Below are 300 nucleotides of genomic sequence, written 5' to 3' on the forward strand. Positions count from 1 at the left end.
CTTCAAATATATGTTCTACAGCTTCTAACTCACTATATGAAAGTGAACTTATAGCCATTTGTACAACGGCTTTGCTTCTTGCTTCTTGTTCAATTTCTTCCGTTTTTTCGTGTAAGATCTCCATACCTACTACCGTAGACCCATATTCAGCTAATAACAAATCATCATTATCAAAAGAACGCTCAAGACGTGCTAATATTAACGTCCCTAATCTTTGACCACCGCCTGTAATAGGAACTACTGTTGTTAAACCTTTTGCAAAAAGGTCTTTATTTTCTACAGGAAACGCAGTAAATTCAC

1 pseudogene is annotated in these 300 nt (G+C 36.0%); it reads right to left on the reverse strand.

Annotation, left to right across the window (positions count from 1 at the left end):
* Positions 1-300, reverse strand: a pseudogene (locus AOA59_RS00165) (hypothetical protein); the annotation flags it as partial.

The organism is Pseudomonas sp. 2822-15, assembly GCF_002742515.1.
Classification (GTDB): Bacteria; Pseudomonadota; Gammaproteobacteria; order Pseudomonadales; family Pseudomonadaceae; genus Aquipseudomonas; species Aquipseudomonas salomonii.